Origin of the sequence: Corynebacterium sp. KPL2680 (assembly GCF_040225675.1) — a bacterium.
Lineage (GTDB): Bacteria > Actinomycetota > Actinomycetes > Mycobacteriales > Mycobacteriaceae > Corynebacterium > Corynebacterium rhinophilum.
Window position 1 is genome coordinate 70,258 of sequence record NZ_JBEHFM010000007.1, and the last position, 14,678, is coordinate 84,935.

Annotated in this window: 13 protein-coding genes; 4 read left to right on the forward strand and 9 right to left on the reverse strand. The window is 59.8% G+C overall.

Annotated features, from left to right (window positions below):
- Positions 1 to 79: 79 nt before the first annotated feature.
- A complete protein-coding gene (locus tag ABRP66_RS05145) occupies positions 80 to 1,399 on the forward strand; it encodes a hypothetical protein (protein ID WP_284770633.1) in 1,320 nt (439 codons plus the stop codon).
- 54 nt (positions 1,400 to 1,453) lie between these two features.
- On the opposite strand, the gene ABRP66_RS05150 is transcribed toward ABRP66_RS05145, so the two are convergent.
- The 4 genes from ABRP66_RS05150 to ABRP66_RS05165 all read right to left on the reverse strand — a co-directional run bounded on the left by ABRP66_RS05150 (position 1,454) and on the right by ABRP66_RS05165 (position 5,672).
- Complete coding sequence (locus tag ABRP66_RS05150) at positions 1,454 to 2,434, reverse strand: 4-(cytidine 5'-diphospho)-2-C-methyl-D-erythritol kinase (protein ID WP_284783730.1); 981 nt, start codon at positions 2,432 to 2,434, stop codon at positions 1,454 to 1,456.
- Positions 2,431 to 3,294 carry a 16S rRNA (adenine(1518)-N(6)/adenine(1519)-N(6))-dimethyltransferase RsmA gene (gene rsmA, locus ABRP66_RS05155; RefSeq protein ID WP_349838414.1) on the reverse strand — a complete coding sequence of 288 codons (864 nt, stop codon included), beginning with the start codon at positions 3,292 to 3,294 and terminating at the stop codon, positions 2,431 to 2,433. Before rsmA ends, ABRP66_RS05150 begins: the two co-directional genes overlap by 4 nt.
- Before the next feature lie 93 nt (positions 3,295 to 3,387).
- On the reverse strand, positions 3,388 to 4,563 hold the full coding sequence (locus tag ABRP66_RS05160) for a resuscitation-promoting factor (protein ID WP_284770630.1): 1,176 nt from the start codon (positions 4,561 to 4,563) through the stop codon (positions 3,388 to 3,390).
- A 269-nt stretch (positions 4,564 to 4,832) separates the two neighbouring features.
- A complete protein-coding gene (locus tag ABRP66_RS05165; protein ID WP_284770629.1) occupies positions 4,833 to 5,672 on the reverse strand; it encodes a TatD family hydrolase in 840 nt (279 codons plus the stop codon).
- A 25-nt stretch (positions 5,673 to 5,697) separates the two neighbouring features.
- Between ABRP66_RS05165 and ABRP66_RS05170 the strand changes: the two genes are divergently transcribed.
- Together ABRP66_RS05170 and ABRP66_RS05175 are read left to right on the forward strand one after the other, a co-directional pair.
- Positions 5,698 to 6,192, forward strand: coding sequence for a GNAT family N-acetyltransferase (locus ABRP66_RS05170; RefSeq protein WP_349838415.1), 495 nt, complete (start codon positions 5,698 to 5,700; stop codon positions 6,190 to 6,192).
- A 10-nt stretch (positions 6,193 to 6,202) separates the two neighbouring features.
- Complete coding sequence (locus ABRP66_RS05175) at positions 6,203 to 6,703, forward strand: GNAT family N-acetyltransferase (RefSeq protein ID WP_284783720.1); 501 nt, start codon at positions 6,203 to 6,205, stop codon at positions 6,701 to 6,703.
- 93 nt (positions 6,704 to 6,796) lie between these two features.
- On the opposite strand, the gene metG is transcribed toward ABRP66_RS05175, so the two are convergent.
- The 3 genes from metG to rsmI all read right to left on the reverse strand — a co-directional run bounded on the left by metG (position 6,797) and on the right by rsmI (position 11,751).
- A complete protein-coding gene (metG, locus tag ABRP66_RS05180) occupies positions 6,797 to 8,629 on the reverse strand; it encodes a methionine--tRNA ligase (protein ID WP_284770626.1) in 1,833 nt (610 codons plus the stop codon).
- Positions 8,630 to 8,763: 134 nt separating this feature from the next.
- On the reverse strand, positions 8,764 to 10,620 hold the full coding sequence (locus ABRP66_RS05185; RefSeq protein ID WP_284853818.1) for a BCCT family transporter: 1,857 nt from the start codon (positions 10,618 to 10,620) through the stop codon (positions 8,764 to 8,766).
- Positions 10,621 to 10,902: 282 nt separating this feature from the next.
- Positions 10,903 to 11,751 carry a 16S rRNA (cytidine(1402)-2'-O)-methyltransferase gene (gene rsmI, locus ABRP66_RS05190; protein WP_284783467.1) on the reverse strand — a complete coding sequence of 283 codons (849 nt, stop codon included), beginning with the start codon at positions 11,749 to 11,751 and terminating at the stop codon, positions 10,903 to 10,905.
- A gap of 24 nt (positions 11,752 to 11,775) precedes the next feature.
- On the opposite strand from rsmI, the gene pmt reads away from it, so the two are divergent.
- Positions 11,776 to 13,401: a protein O-mannosyltransferase gene (gene pmt, locus ABRP66_RS05195; protein ID WP_502879906.1), complete on the forward strand. Its 1,626-nt coding sequence runs from the start codon at positions 11,776 to 11,778 to the stop codon at positions 13,399 to 13,401.
- A gap of 20 nt (positions 13,402 to 13,421) precedes the next feature.
- Here the strand turns inward: pmt and ABRP66_RS05200 are convergent, their stop codons facing one another.
- Positions 13,422 to 14,123 (reverse strand): zf-HC2 domain-containing protein, encoded by a 702-nt coding sequence (locus ABRP66_RS05200; RefSeq protein WP_284785413.1) that lies wholly within the window; start codon positions 14,121 to 14,123, stop codon positions 13,422 to 13,424.
- Positions 14,110 to 14,523 (reverse strand): DoxX family protein, encoded by a 414-nt coding sequence (locus ABRP66_RS05205; RefSeq protein WP_239269179.1) that lies wholly within the window; start codon positions 14,521 to 14,523, stop codon positions 14,110 to 14,112. The genes ABRP66_RS05200 and ABRP66_RS05205 overlap by 14 nt, the downstream gene beginning before the upstream one ends.
- Positions 14,524 to 14,678 lie beyond the last annotated feature (155 nt).

Here is a 14,678-nt window from a genome sequence, read left to right on the forward strand (position 1 = left end):
TCTTAATACCTCCCTACCGCCACCCCCGCATTCCCAAACATGTTGCTACCGAATTTCACTTGCAATACTCTGCGTGTGTATGAAGAAGCACACACTTACCCTCTGCACTATCCTCTCTGCCTCAGCGCTCACCATCGCTTCCTGCTCGGCGCCGGAAGAAGATACCGACGCCCAAAACCCCAACGAGGCCACCACCGCGGAAAGCCACGAACACGACCATGACCACGATCATGATCACGAGGGCCACTCCCACGACGGTATGGAGGCCGAAGAAGGCCAGACCGAGGTAGCCCAGCTTCCCCCGCGCATCGTCTTCTCCCACGCTGATGGCCTGACCACCTACGATGCCAAATCCGGCGATATCCTCGATGAAGAGGAGATGAATTCCTTCCTTCGCCTCAATGACGCTGGCAATGACCGCCACGTCATGGTGACCAAGGGCGATAACTTCCTCACCTACGACACCGGCCGCATCACCAAGGCTCACGGCGACCACAACCACTACTACACCGCGGATCCAGAGCTGGGCGATGACAAAATTAAGGCACCCCACGCTGGCCACGTAGTCCACCACGATGGTTTTACCGCCCTATTTTCTGATGGCGATGGCGTAGCCAAGATTTATAAGACCGAGGACATTGGCTCCAAGGACGCCAAGCCCGTCAACACCGTCAAGACCGGCGAGGCGCACCACGGCGTGGCCGTCCCGCTTAAGGATGGCTCCGTGGTCATCACCAAGGGCACCGAAGACGAGCGCCACACCATCCAGCACCTCGACAAGGACGGCAAGGTCTTGGATGAGACCACCGAGTGCCCCGGCGTCCACGGCGAAGCAGCCGCAGGAAATGGCAAGCTTTTCTTCGGCTGCGAAGACGGCCCCGTAGTCTTTAACGGCTCCAAGTTCCACAAGGTAGACGTCTCCGACTATGCCGGTGCCGATGGCTACCAGCGCTCCGGAAACTCCGCGGGATCCGAGGAATCCAATGTCATCTTGGCCGATAACAAGACCGAGAAGGACGCCGATTTCGAGCGCCCCACCTCGGTAACCTTGATCAATACCGAGGACTACTCCGCCAAGAAGGTGGACTTGGACGGCTCTTACTGGTTCCGCTCTCTAGCACGCGGTCCTATGGGCGAGGCCCTGGTGCTGACCACCGATGGCAAGCTCAATGTCATCGACCCTGACTCCGGGGAAATCACCAAGCAGATCGACGCGATTTCCAAGTGGAAGGAAAACGAGGAGTGGCAGCAGCCGGGCCCAATCCTGAAGGCCGCCAATGGCTATGCCTACATCACGGATGCACAGAAGAAGGAGCTCGTCGTCATCGACCTCTTGCGCGGTAAGGAAACGGACCGCTACGAGCTGGACTTCGAGCCCACCGAAATGGCCGTGCTCTAAGTTTCTAGCGCTCTAGTGCTCGTGCTTGGCGATGCCCATCCCCATCGCCCCAAGCTAGAGCACTTCCGCACCCGCAGCCGGGCCCTGGGCTACAACGCCCTTGGTGCCCGGTATTTCTATGCCGACCTGTGCTGCAACTTCTTCCGCGTCTTCGCGGGTGGCACATAAGAACGCGCAGGTGGGCCCGCTGCCGGAGACGATGCCGTTGAGCGCACCCGCATCCATGCCCGCCTCCAAGGTCTTGCGGAGATCTGGGCGCAGGGATAGCGCGGCGGGTTGCAGGTCATTGTGCAGGTGCGCTGCCACGCGCTGGGCATCGCCGGAAATGAGCGCCTGGGAAATCTCCGTCGTATCAAGCGCCGGCGCGGTTACCCGCCCCGCATCGCGCAATTCATCGAGCTTGCGGAACACACTAGGTGTGGATAGGCCGCGATCGGAGGCAATCAGCGCCCAGTGATAGGTACCCCTAGTCATCATGGAAGTCAACTGCTCCCCGCGCCCGGTACCAAGCGCCGTGCCGCCCAGCAGGGTAAACGGCACGTCGGAGCCAAGAGCGGCGCCCAAGGCATCCAGAATGTGCTCTCCTACCGAATCGATTCCGTAATAACGACCGTAGCAGCGCTCCGCAAGGCGCAGCGCCGCCGCTGCATCCGCGGAACCGCCTGCCATGCCGCCGGCGGTGGGAATTGCCTTGTGAATCTCAAGGCCCACCTCCGGAATCTTGATGCCGCCGCGGGTGACATACAGGTGTTGCATGATGCGGTCCACCGCAGTCCACGCCAAGTTCGTGTCATCCTCTGGCACGCCCGCCGCGTGCGGACCGGATACCTTGAGGTACTGCACGCGGGGTTTATCTACTTCGGCGTTGCCTAAATCAGTCAGCGTTACCGTATCGTGCAGGCTCAGGGACTGAAAGACCGTGACCAGCTCGTGAAAGCCATCCTCCCGCGGTTCCGCCACGCCAAGGTACACATTGACCTTGGCATGCGCATGGGCTGTATAGGTTATCGGCTCGTTTCCGTGTGGTGCGCTCACTGTAGTCCTGCCAATCGTACAAAGTCTGCAATAGCGAGCTTCTCCCCGCGCTGCTTCGGATCGATTCCGGCCGCGCGCAGCGCCTCTTCGGCGGCCGCACCGGAACCATAGTGGCCCGATAGTGCGGCGCGGAGGGTCTTGCGGCGTTGGGCAAAGGCGGCATCGACAAGCGGCCAAACCGCAGCGCGCGCGGCATCGTCGACCGGCCAGGACGGGGTATCGAAGACATCGATGCGCACCAAGCCGGAGGCGATATTGGGCGCGGGCCAAAAGACATTCTTGCCAATGGTCCCAGCCTGGCTCACCGTGCCATAAAACCCGGCCTTCACGGAAGGCACGCCGTAGATCTTGCTGCCGGGCTCCGCGGCGAGGCGCTGCGCCACCTCCAGCTGCACCATGACGAGCACGCGGCGGATGGAAGGAAACGTCTCCAAAAAGTGCAAGAGCACCGGCACCGCCACGTTATAGGGCAGGTTGGCCACCAACGCCGTAGGAGCCGCGACATCCTCACTGGTCACGCGCAGCGCGTCTTTTTCCACCACGCGCAGGCGCTCGGCGTAGTCGGCGGCGCGCTCTCCCACCGTTTCCGGCAGCTGCGCCGCCAAGCGCGGATCGATTTCCACCGCGGTGAGATCCTCAACGGTCTCCACCAGCCCTAGGGTCAGTGACCCCAACCCGGGGCCGACCTCCACGACGCGGTCTGTGGGATCCAGATCCGCTGCCGCGATGATGCGGCGAATGGTATTGGGATCGTGGAGGAAATTCTGTCCCAATTTCTTGGTGGGCGTGATATCCAGTTTCTCCGCTAAAGCTCGGATTTCTACTGGGCCTAAAAGCGCGGCGCCCGGAGATTCAGTCATGTTCTCTAACCTAGTAGAAGAATGCAGAAAGTCGCACCCCGCGCCGTAGTGACGCGGGGTGCGACGCAGAATGCGCGGTGCTGCGCGTGCTTTTTAGCGCAGGCCCAACTTGGCGGTACATGCAGGCCATGCACCCCAGCCCTGGGAGGCTTGTACCTTTTGTGCCACGGCAATCTGCTGCTCGCGGGTGGCCTGCCAAGCCTCAGGTGCGTATTCGGTGCCGCCGAAGCCAGCCCAAGTGGACGGTGCGAATTGCAGGCCACCGGAGAAACCATTGCCGGTATTGATGGACCAGTTACCGGTGGATTCGCACTGCGCGATGGAATCCCACACGGAGCCATCAGCCACGGCGGGGGCAGCCGCGCCCGAGTTACCGCCTTGCGGCTCCGGCTCCGCCTGCTTAGTGCCGCGGGCAATGGTCGCAGGCTTTGGCCCTACAACGACCTCATCCTTGATGACCTCTTCGGATTCCTTCTTGCCGTTCTTCAGGACCACCTTGCGGGTGATTTCGCGCTTGCCCTTTTCGCCTTGCTCGCGCACCTCTTCAGCGCCAGCTTCCAGCTCAGGGTCATCCACGAAATGCGGCTCGGCCTCGAATTCCTCGGTGACATCCTCGGTCTGAATGTCTATCCGCTCAACCTTGATAGACATGCCCTCGGTGACCTTTTCTTCCTTGGCTGGGAAAACGCGGTCATCCTCATCGAGCTTGATACCGCGCTCCTTGAGCACATCGTCCACGGTCTTGGCGGCAATCTTGGTGTAGGTATTCTTGCCCCCATCGTTGATCTTGATGATCTTGGGGGAAACGACCTCTAGATCCATGCCATCTTTTAACTGGGTATCTTTATCCACGTCATCTTCGCCAGACTTCACGGCAGCTCCCGGGTTTACGCCCTGCAGGTTATTGAGCAGATCGGACACGGTGAGATCAGTAGTAGAAAGCTGCTGCTGTTCACCATCGATGGATACGGCAACCGGCTTGGCGGTGCGCACGGAGATCTCATCGCCATCGGCCACGGACTCAGATGGTGCGGGCGAGACGATGTCTTCTTCGCCCACCTGGACGCCGGCCGCCTGCAGGGCGCCGTCCACGTCTTTGGCAAAGGTGGCCAGCTCTACCTTGTCACCGTTGACTTCTACGACTAGGTCTTTCTGCGCAGCAACCGCCACGACACCGCCTACGGCGAGGGTGCTCAAGACGCCACCCGTTGCCAGGCGCAGCGGCAGGGAACGTGAATTATTGATGCGCTTAATGTGGTGAGGTGCCATGTGTAGTTAATCTCCGGTGGTGCTGTCTATCCAGTATCACAATTATTGCCGCGGGCTAGGGAAACCAGCGGCGGTGCCGCGACTACTCCACTGTGAACCAGCGCGGCGGGAAGGTAGAGGCGTTAAGCCTCAACGAACAATCAATAACAATACGATAACGAGTGAGGAAAGTCGAGAAGCGCTGCGCCACAGCTATAACTGGCGAAAACAGTTGTCACATCCAGCACCCATGCCACCAGCGACCAGCGTATTTAATTTTGTGACAATCCTCACTCGCCTGTCGTCTTAATTCCATATACCCGGTCAAAAGTCTCATTGACCTCCGCCGCCAATGCCTGAGTGGTCTGGTGGCGCGCCCGAGCAATACAGTCATAGGTGTGCCCAATCAGGGAAGGCTCATTGCGCTGCCCGCGGAATGGCTCCGGGGTCATAAACGGCGCATCAGTCTCCACCAGCAACTGCCCCGCCGGAGCCAGCGCGGCCGCCTGGCGCAACTGCGCATTGCGCTTAAAGGTGACATTGCCAGCAAAGGACAACACGTAACCGCGCTCTAATGCTTCTTCTGCCACCCGCAGCGGTGAGGAGAAGCAGTGGAGCATGACGGTTTCAGGCGTGGGGGCATCGGCAAGAATGCGCAGCAGATCCTTATCCGCCTCGCGGTTATGGATCATAAGGGTCTTGCCGGTGCGCACCGCCAGATCGATATGCCAGCGCAGAGATTCTTCTTGCTGGACCAAGCTCGCGGTGGTCTCCGGTTCGTGGTGGACCCAATAGGCGTCCATGCCGGTCTCGCCCACCGCCACGCACCGCGGATCCGCCACCATGTCCTCCAAAGCGGCTTTGGTGGGCGCGTCTAGCTCATTCGCCCGCACCGGGTGGATGGCACAGGCGGCATACACATTGGGAAACGCGTGCGCGGTCGCAAGCGCCGCTTCGGACTCGCGGCGGTCATCGCCTACCGTCACCAGGCGGGATACCCCGGCGGCGCGGGCGCGGTTAACCAGCACCTCATCGGTATCTTTATGCGAGAAAAGGTGCGTATGCGCATCACTGAGCCCGCTGAGCCCTGGGGCTGGAATGGGAGTAGGACGTCGCTTCTTTTTAGACATACCCGCAATTGTAATATTGGCAGCTATGTTGATCAGACCAGCGGACCTGAGCGATGTCCCCGCCATGACCGATACCCTCAACTGGGCCATCGAGCACACCGATGTCATCTTTAACTCCACCCCAGTCACCGTGGCTGAACGCGAAGAATACCTGCGCCACATCCAGGACATGGAGTGTCCTTTCCTCGTTGCCGAAACCGATGCGGGCGAATACTTGGGCTGGGCGCTCTACCACCCTTACCGCGATCCCCGCATCTGGCAGGGCTGCTATGAAACCACGATCTACCTTTCCCCCAATGCCCAGGGCCAAGGCGTGGGCACCGCCCTTATGGGTGAGCTCGTAGACCGCGCCCGGGCAGATGAGAAGGTGCATTCGCTGCTCGCCTTGATCGTGTCTACTAATACGGCATCATTAAAGTTGCATGAAAAGTTCGGGTTTGAAAACGTGGGAACTCTCAAAGAGGTAACCTACAAATTCGATCACTGGCTTAGCCTCACCCACTTAGAACTTCTGGTGTAAAGGACTTTTGATGCATATTCGCCCCGCTGAGCTTGCCGATGCCCCCTCGATTTCCGCCATCTACAACGCCGCCTCCGCCGCTAAACCGGCCAATAACCTCATCACCTGGCAAGAAGAGGTTTCTGACCGCGAGGATTGGCTAAAAGACATGGCCAAGGCGGGCTCGCCTGTGCTCGTTGCCGTAGACGATGATGAAATCATCGGCTGGGCCGCCTACTTTCAATTCGTCACGCCCGCCATCTACTACGGCACCGTCGAAGATTCCGTATACATCTCCCCCGCAGCCCAAGGCCAGGGCGTAGGCTCCGAGCTTCTCGATGCCCTCATGGACATCGCCGCCGACGATCCCTATATCGAAACCATGATTACCTACATCGTGGATACCAATGCCGGTTCCATTGCGCTGCACAAGAAGTTTGGGTTCACAGAAACCGGCCGCATGCCCAATATCCACACCAAGGACGGCGTGCGCCTAGGTTTGGTTCATCTGCAGCGCGATTTCCAGCACTAGGCAGAACCTTAAAGGCATAACAAAAGCGCGGTGGCCTTCCCTTTCATTGGGACTGGCCACCGCGCTTTGTATATCTAGCGGGGTGCTACCGCGCTAGTTCACCACCGGCGCCCATTCCGGGCCGGTTTCGCCGAGCTCTGGATCCAGCTTGGAAATAAGCGGCTTCGGCTTTGCCAAGGTAGTACCCGGTGCCACCTGGATGCGCTCCCACTTGGCCTGCTGCTGGGTGTAGTCACCCATAATGACAGGATATTCGTGGTTTTCTGGGGGAAGCCCCGCACCTACGAGCTCAACCGGGATATCATCCTTGACCTCGCGCACCTCAGGCTGCGCGGCCCATTCGCCCGTGCGGCCCAGAGTCTCGTGCACCTTTTGCGCGGTAAATGGCAGGAATGGGGTGAGCATGACATTGCAGTCAGACACAACCTGCAGGGCGGTCCACAAGACGGTGGCTAGGCGCTCACGCTGGGTTTCATCCTTGGCCAGCTTCCATGGCTCTTGGGAGGCGATATAGGCATTCGCCTCGCCCACCACGTGCATGATGGAGACAATGGCCTGCTTGAACTTGGATTGCTCCAGCAGGTTACCGGCGGTGTTAAAGGTCTCCTCCGCCAGCTGCAAAATGGCCTCGTCGCGCTCCTCCAGGGCCGCTGGAACCGGAACCTCGCCAAAGTTCTTGTGCGCCATGGATACGGTGCGGTTAACCAAGTTGCCCCAGCCATTGGCAAGTTCGTTATTGACGCGGCGCACGAATTCATCCCACGTAAAGTCCGCGTCGTTGTTTTCCGGGCCAGCCACGGCAATGAAGTAACGCAGCGGATCCGGACCGAACTCCGCCAGGAAGTCCTTAACGTAGATCACCACGCCCTTGGACGAGGAGAACTTGGAGCCGGACATCGTCAAGTATTCCGAGGAGACGATTTCCGTTGGCAGGTCCAACTCACCGTACTGGTGCAGCTCGCCGCCCTTGGCACCCTTTCCGGCATAGCCCAGCAATTCCGCCGGCCAGATCTGCGAGTGGAAGGTGATATTGTCCTTGCCCTGGAAGTAATAGTGGCGGGTTTCTGGGTCCTGCCAAAATTCCTTCCATGCCTCCGGCTGGCCGGTGCGGTGCGCCCACTCGATGGAAGCGGACAGGTAGCCCACGACGGCATCGAACCACACGTATAGCTTCTTCGCGTTATTGTCCTGCCAGCCGTCCACCGGAATGGGAATGCCCCAGTCAATATCGCGGGTCATGGTGCGCGGGCGCATATCCTCCAGCAGGTTCAGGGAGAATTTCAGCACGTTGGGGCGCCAATCCTCGCGGGTGGAAAGCCACTTTTGCAGCTCGTCCTTAAGAGATGGCAAATCCAGCAGGAAGTGCTCGGTCTCCACGAACTGCGGCGTTTCGCCGTTGATCTTGGATACCGGGTCAATGAGGTCTACTGGGTCCAGCTGGTTGCCGCAGTTATCGCACTGGTCACCGCGGGCGCCATCCGCGCCGCAAATGGGGCACGTGCCCTCGATATAGCGGTCCGGCAGCGTGCGGCCGGTGGACGGAGAGATTGCCCCCTTGGTAGTCTCCTTCAGCATGTAGCCGTTCTCATTGAGACCCTTGAACAGCTCCTGCACCACCGAGTAGTGATTACGGGTGGTGGTACGGGTAAAAAGGTCATACGACAAGCCGAGGTTAGCCAGATCGTTGACGATCTGACGGTTATAGCGATCCGCGAGTTCGCGAACGGATACGCCTTCCTTATCGGCCTGGACCAGCAACGGGGTGCCGTGCTCATCCGTACCGGAGACCATGAGTACGTTGCGGCCACGCATTCGCTGGAAGCGAGCGAATACGTCAGAGGGAACGCCAAAGCCAGCCACGTGACCGATGTGGCGCGGGCCATTGGCATATGGCCAGGCAACATTTACTACTAAAGACTCAGTCATGGAGTCCAGTTTATCGAAGCACCTGCATGAACACACGTTGAGGGCACATTACCTCTCCGACCGAAAAACGCCCGCCTCCCTCCCAACTCTGGGAAAGCGGCGGGCGCTGCTACCGAAGGCGGTAGATGGTCTATCTACTTGCGCTTCATCGGGTTCTTCAAACGCTCGTTGCGGCGCTTCTTGAGCACCTGCGTGCGCTGGTAGTCGCGGTGCAAGCGGCGCTCGCGGGCCATCTTGCGCTGGAACTGCTGCGCCTCGCGGTACTCGAGGTAAATGATGTCCTGGCTCAAGTCCTTGTAGATGGCGAACATCAAGCCAATGACGATAAACAAGAACGGCAGCGCCGCCACGATGGTGACGTTCTGCAGGTTGGACAGCGCGTCCTCATTGACCAAAAGCAGGGTGAGGCCAACGGCTGCGGTCAGGGCACCCCACATGGCGGAGAGCCACGGCTTCGCGGTTGCGGCACCGTTTTGGGTCATCGAACCCATCACGGTGGAAGCGGAGTCCGCGGAGGTAATGAAGAAGGTGGACAGCAAGATGACGGCGACGACGCCGGCAATGAAGCCACCAGGCAGGTTGTGCAGGAGATTAAACAGCTCTACCTCGGCGGATTCGCCGGTGATGGATTCGCCGTTTTGCTCCATGTGGATTGCGGTGCCGCCGAAGATGGCGAACCACAGTGTGGAAACGCCGGCTGGGATGAGCAGGACGCCTAGGCAGAACTCGCGGACGGAACGGCCGCGGGAAATGCGCGCCAAGAACATGCCCACGAACGGGGACCAAGAAACCCACCATGCCCAGTAGAAGATGGTGTAGCCAGACAGCCACTCGCCGGCGGTGCCGTTTTCGGATTCTGCGGTACGGCCGATCATCTCGGTGAAGTAGTTGAAGTAGTTACCGATGGATCCTGGAACCTGGTTCAGGATGGTCACCGTTGGGCCCAAGATGAAGACGAAGATGGCCAGCACCGCAGCCAAGACCATGTTGGCATTGGACACGTACTGAATGCCCTTGCCCACACCGGAGAGCGCGGACAACAAGAAGGCCAGGGTCAGGACCAAGACAATACCGATAACCACGGACTGGGTTGGGTTATCGATGATGCCGGATGCCTCCAGGCCAGCCTGGATCTGCAGCGCGCCAAGGCCCAGGGAGCAGGCGGTGCCGAAGACGGTGGCGAAGATGGACAGGATGTCAATGAATTTGCCCAATCCGCCGTTGGCCCGGCGCTCGCCGATGAGCGGGACGAAGGCCTGGCTCAGCAGCTGCTTGCGGCCGATGCGGTAGGTGGAGTACGCGATAGCCAAACCAACGATGGCGTACACAGCCCAGGGGTGCAGCGTCCAGTGGAACATGGCATAGGCCATGGACGATCCCACGTTTTCCGTTCCCCGGCCGGGAGTGCCGTCGCGGTAGTTCGCGAGCGGCTCGGAAGCGCCGTAGAACATCAGGCCGATGCCCATACCGGCAGCGAACATCATGGCAATCCACGAAGGCGTGGAAAATTCCGGTTCCTCATTAATATGGCCCAACCTGATGGAGCCAAACTTGGAGGAAGCGATGAAGATAACGAAGGCCACGAAGACGGTGCCAAAGAGCACGTAGGCCCAACCGAACTTATCGACGACCCACGTCAGGGCCGCGGAAGAAAAGTCCGCGAAGTTATCCGGTGCGGCAAGGCCCCAGATAACGATGGCGGCAACGAGCACACCCGCAATCCCCATGATGGTCCAGTCAATCGGGATATTATCGCGGTCTGCGGCGATTTCGATTTCCGGATCGTCATACTCTTCGGGGTGGAACCCCTCAGAGTTGATCATGTCCTGGATCTGGCTCGTCGCCGTCTGCTCGTCCAGTGCCTCTTCTACCGTTTGATAATCCTCAATCGGCTGATCACTCGAAGCAGTAGAGGTGGTCCCAGCAGGCGCTTCACCGGACCCCTTTCCTTCTTCGGGCACACCAGTGCCGTTATTTTCAGTATTAGTCATGCTCTCTACAGTGGCGGCGCGACCCCAATTTTTCAAACCGTTTTGTTAACAAAACCCCAGCTTACGCACATTTTTGGGTATTTCCTTAAGGCTTCCTGTACGCCCATAGGCTGCATATCCCCACGTAGACAGCTTTTAGGCGTCACACGCCCGAGAAATATAACGATTCGATAACATATATAAAAGCATGAAACCACCTGTTAGCACGACTAATTGTGACGTTTTATACGCTGCATAGAAATAACCTGCGGACAGCTCAACAAGTGTTCAATTAGCAGACCGTCAGCGGGCATCCAACGCGGCATCGTATAACTCCCGATTCGACACCCCAGTCCCCTTGGCGGCCTGCTTGCACGCGTCCTTCAAGCGCATGCCGGCCGCGGCCAACTCCAAGGCCTGCGGGACAAGGTCAGCGGCGGTCACGGCAGCGCCGGTTCCGCCTTCGATGACCACGGTAATTTCGCCCTTGACTCCCTCGCTCGCCCATTCGGCCAGCTCAGCTAACGAGCCGCGGCGCACTTCCTCGTACGTCTTGGTCAGCTCGCGGCAGACCGCGGCGAGTCGATCGCCGCCGAGAACCTGGGCGGCATCGGCAAGCGTCTCGGCGATGCGGTGGGGCGATTCAAAAAACACGATGGCGCGTTTTTCATTGCGCAGCGATTCCAGCCATGCCTTTCGCGGACCGGGCTTGCGCGGAGGGAATGCATCGAAGAGGAAGTGGCCCACGCCCAGGCCAGACAAGGCAAGCGCCGTGGGCACCGCTGAGGGGCCCGGGAAACACGTCACGGGAATATCTCTTTCGGCGGCCGCGGCCACCAGTGACAGGCCCGGATCGGAGATGATCGGCATGCCGGCGTCGGTGACCACGAGGACGGTGCCGTGCTGGGCGGCATCGATAAGCTGCTGCGCACGCGCCTGTTCATTGTGGTCGAAGTTGGATACCACGGATCCGGACATCTCGATACCCAGGGCCTGCGCCAGGTTGCGCACGCGGCGGGTATCTTCGGCAGCGATGACATCCGCATGCGCCAATGCCTGCATCAGGCGCGCCGAAGCATCACCGACATTTCCCAAGGGCGTGGCGGCAAGGATAACGCCGCGCGGAAGTGGTTCCAGACCTAAAGCTGACATGCCTCTAGCATTCCACATTCTCCTATGCGCCCGCGCGCAGGCTCGTCGCCTAAACTCTTCTTCGTGACTATTGCTACCGCTGCCCCCGCTAGCTCACCGCGCACCCCACATAACCGCGTGATGCCACCGGCACCGCGTACCTACACGTGGGGCAAGGCCGATTGGATAAGCACAGGCATCATCGCCGTTCTCGCGCTGATTACCCGGTTCGTGGGGCTTACCGCACCGGTGTCCCAGGGCACACCCGTCTTCGATGAAAAGCACTATGTGCCCCAAGCCTGGGACATGGTCAAAAGCTGGGATAACTTAGTCATCGGCGGCATCGAGACCAACCCGGGCTTTGGACTCGTGGTTCACCCGCCGCTGGGAAAGCAGATCATTGCCTTTTCAGAATGGGTCTTTGGTTATACCCCGCTGGGCTGGCGCTTGATGACGGCCCTCTTCGGCGTCGGCACCGTCCTGATGACCATGGCGCTGGCTCGCCGGTTGTCCTTTTCCTGGCAGGTGGCTACCTTTGCCGGCATTTTAGCCGTGTGCGATGGCGTCCTCTTGGTCTCCGCAAAATTCGGCATGCTGGATATCTTCCAGGTCTTTTTTATCGTCGCCGCTGCGTGGGCGCTTGCCCACGATCATCAACAAATGCGCGAGCGCCTCCACCAAGCCCTGTTGAACGACGGGATGGGCACCTCCCCATTCGGACCGCGCTTTGGCTTCCGGTGGTGGCGCTTTACCGCCGGCGTCTTCCTAGGACTATCGCTCGCCGTGAAGTGGTCTGGGCTGTACTACATCATGTTTTTCGGGTTGCTCTGCGTCTTTAGTGATCTCTCACTGCGCCGCAAGTATGGCATTCGCCGCTATATCGTGGGCACGCTCATCCGCGATACTCCCGCGGCCCTCGCTTCTCTGGTGGCCGTGCCCGTGCTCATTTATGTGTGGAGCTGGCGCGCGTGGTTTGCCTCAGAAACCGCGGTCTACCGGCACGCCAAGGTGGATGGGACCATCGGGGAAGACTCCTGGCTCATGCACTTACCAGAATCTGTGGCCGGCTGGTTTTATTACCACTTATCCGTATTAGATTTTCACGCCAGCTTGACCTCTTCCGGTGGCCACCACCACCCGTGGGATTCCAAGCCGTGGGCATGGCTGGCCGGGGCCCGGCCCATTTTGTACTACTCCAGCACGGATCTGGAATGCAGCGGCGGTGGCGAATGCCGCAAGATGCTCTACCTCTTTGGTACCCCGGCGATCTGGTGGCTGGTGGTCCCCGCGGTGCTTTGGGGGCTGTGGTCCCTTATCATCCGCCGCAACCGCGCCTTCCTCATTCCCCTCGTGGGCTTCGCGGCCGGATTCCTGCCGTGGCTCGCGGCCTTTGACCGGCAGATGTACTTCTTTTATGCCACCGCGTTTATCCCCTTCGTCATCGTGCTGCTTGCCCTCATACTGGGCCAAATGGTCGGGCGCGGTAAGCCCATAAGGTGGCGATGGATAACGCGCATCGCTGGCGGCACGATGCGGCGGGGAACATTTGCCGCCGCCTGCTACCTCGCGCTGGTGGTCGCGATGTTCTTCTACTTCGCGCCCATCTTGTACGGCTTCATCATCCCGGAATCGTGGTACCAATCCATGATGTGGCTGCCCAGCTGGAAATAGCTCGCAGAAACCCGATCCACTTAGTGCGGCTGCGCGTTCAGGGATTTCCACCACGCGCGCACCAGGTAGCCCTTCTCGGCCGCCCACGCCCAGGCCAGGCTCAGGGTCGATAGCGCGGTAGCGATGAGCAAATAGACCTGCTCCAGGGTGACGGTCCCCAGCGCAATATCGCGCACGCCAAAGCCAAAAAGAAACGCAAACATCGTGGCGGATACCGGGAACAGCCCGGTCACAGACGCTGGGCGCCACGCGCTCCACAGCAGGCCACACGCCATGCCAAAGCGCACGGCCGCGCCTTCCATCAGCAGGTTGGCGCGCTCTGGATCGGCCGCGGGGTCCAGCACCGAACCCTCTGCGCCCATCGGTACCAGGCCGGAGGCGCGTACCACCTGCACGATGGCCCACACCGCAAAGACAAGTCCCATGACCACCAAAGCGATGCGCGCCACCGTGAGGTTGGCCTGCCTGGCGCTCGAGGCCCGCTTCCACTCCGGTTCTACCCCTGCGAGGATTACCTCAGAAAGGTCGGTCGGCGGCGCCATGCCGGAATCCGCCGGTTCCACGAAGCTTAAGGAACGCGATAGCGCCGCTGCCTTATCGCGGAATGCTCGGCACTCCGCGCAGTGTTCTAGGTGAGCGTCGATGACGTCAGCGGAAAGCTCCGCTTCTTCCCCATCCAGCTGGGCGGAAATCGCCGCTTGCACTTGGCTATGCGTCAACATTGCTTAACGCCCTATCCAAGCTCGCCCGGCCAGAACCAAAAATAACGATCATCAGCAGTGACATGCACAGCACCAAGGGGTACTCGATGCCACCGTCGCCAGCAAAGAGGCCATTGCCCCAGTGCACGAAGTACAGCGCGCCCACCATGTCCACGGCCAGCGCCGCAGCGGCAAAAGTGGTCAACAGACCAATGACGAGGAAGGCGCCGCCTACCATTTCCCCGATTGCGGCGGCATAACCGGCAATCTGTGGCTGCGGGATGCCGAGGGCAGAAAACTGCCCCACAGTCTCATCCATTCCGTCCATGAACATCTTGTCCACGCCGTGCGCGATAAAAATGAGTCCGAGGACCAACCGAAAAAGCAACAACGCGGCATCGCGAACGGCAGGTCTATTCATGGTCAATAGACTACATCGAATGCCCACCCCAACGCGAAGACGCCACTGCCCCACCCGCTGAGCTCGCAATTTCACCAACTAGCTAGGTACACACTGCGCCTCGCCCGCCATCGCTGCTTCAATGGAAAAGACAAGGAAAATAGGCACTACACAGC

Excerpts from the sequence above, each read along its gene's own strand:
- ABRP66_RS05145 (WP_284770633.1), top strand. The coding sequence starts at position 80 with ATGAAGAAGCACACACTTACCCTCTGCACTATCCTCTCTGCCTCAGCG.
- rsmA (WP_349838414.1), bottom strand. The coding sequence starts at position 3,294 with ATGACTGAATCTCCGGGCGCCGCGCTTTTAGGCCCAGTAGAAATCCGA.
- ABRP66_RS05160 (WP_284770630.1), bottom strand. The coding sequence starts at position 4,563 with ATGGCACCTCACCACATTAAGCGCATCAATAATTCACGTTCCCTGCCG.
- ABRP66_RS05165 (WP_284770629.1), bottom strand. The coding sequence starts at position 5,672 with ATGTCTAAAAAGAAGCGACGTCCTACTCCCATTCCAGCCCCAGGGCTC.
- ABRP66_RS05170 (WP_349838415.1), top strand. The coding sequence starts at position 5,698 with ATGTTGATCAGACCAGCGGACCTGAGCGATGTCCCCGCCATGACCGAT.
- ABRP66_RS05175 (WP_284783720.1), top strand. The coding sequence starts at position 6,203 with ATGCATATTCGCCCCGCTGAGCTTGCCGATGCCCCCTCGATTTCCGCC.
- metG (WP_284770626.1), bottom strand. The coding sequence starts at position 8,629 with ATGACTGAGTCTTTAGTAGTAAATGTTGCCTGGCCATATGCCAATGGC.
- ABRP66_RS05185 (WP_284853818.1), bottom strand. The coding sequence starts at position 10,620 with ATGACTAATACTGAAAATAACGGCACTGGTGTGCCCGAAGAAGGAAAG.
- rsmI (WP_284783467.1), bottom strand. The coding sequence starts at position 11,751 with ATGTCAGCTTTAGGTCTGGAACCACTTCCGCGCGGCGTTATCCTTGCC.
- pmt (WP_502879906.1), top strand. The coding sequence starts at position 11,776 with ATGCGCCCGCGCGCAGGCTCGTCGCCTAAACTCTTCTTCGTGACTATT.
- ABRP66_RS05200 (WP_284785413.1), bottom strand. The coding sequence starts at position 14,123 with ATGTTGACGCATAGCCAAGTGCAAGCGGCGATTTCCGCCCAGCTGGAT.
- ABRP66_RS05205 (WP_239269179.1), bottom strand. The coding sequence starts at position 14,523 with ATGAATAGACCTGCCGTTCGCGATGCCGCGTTGTTGCTTTTTCGGTTG.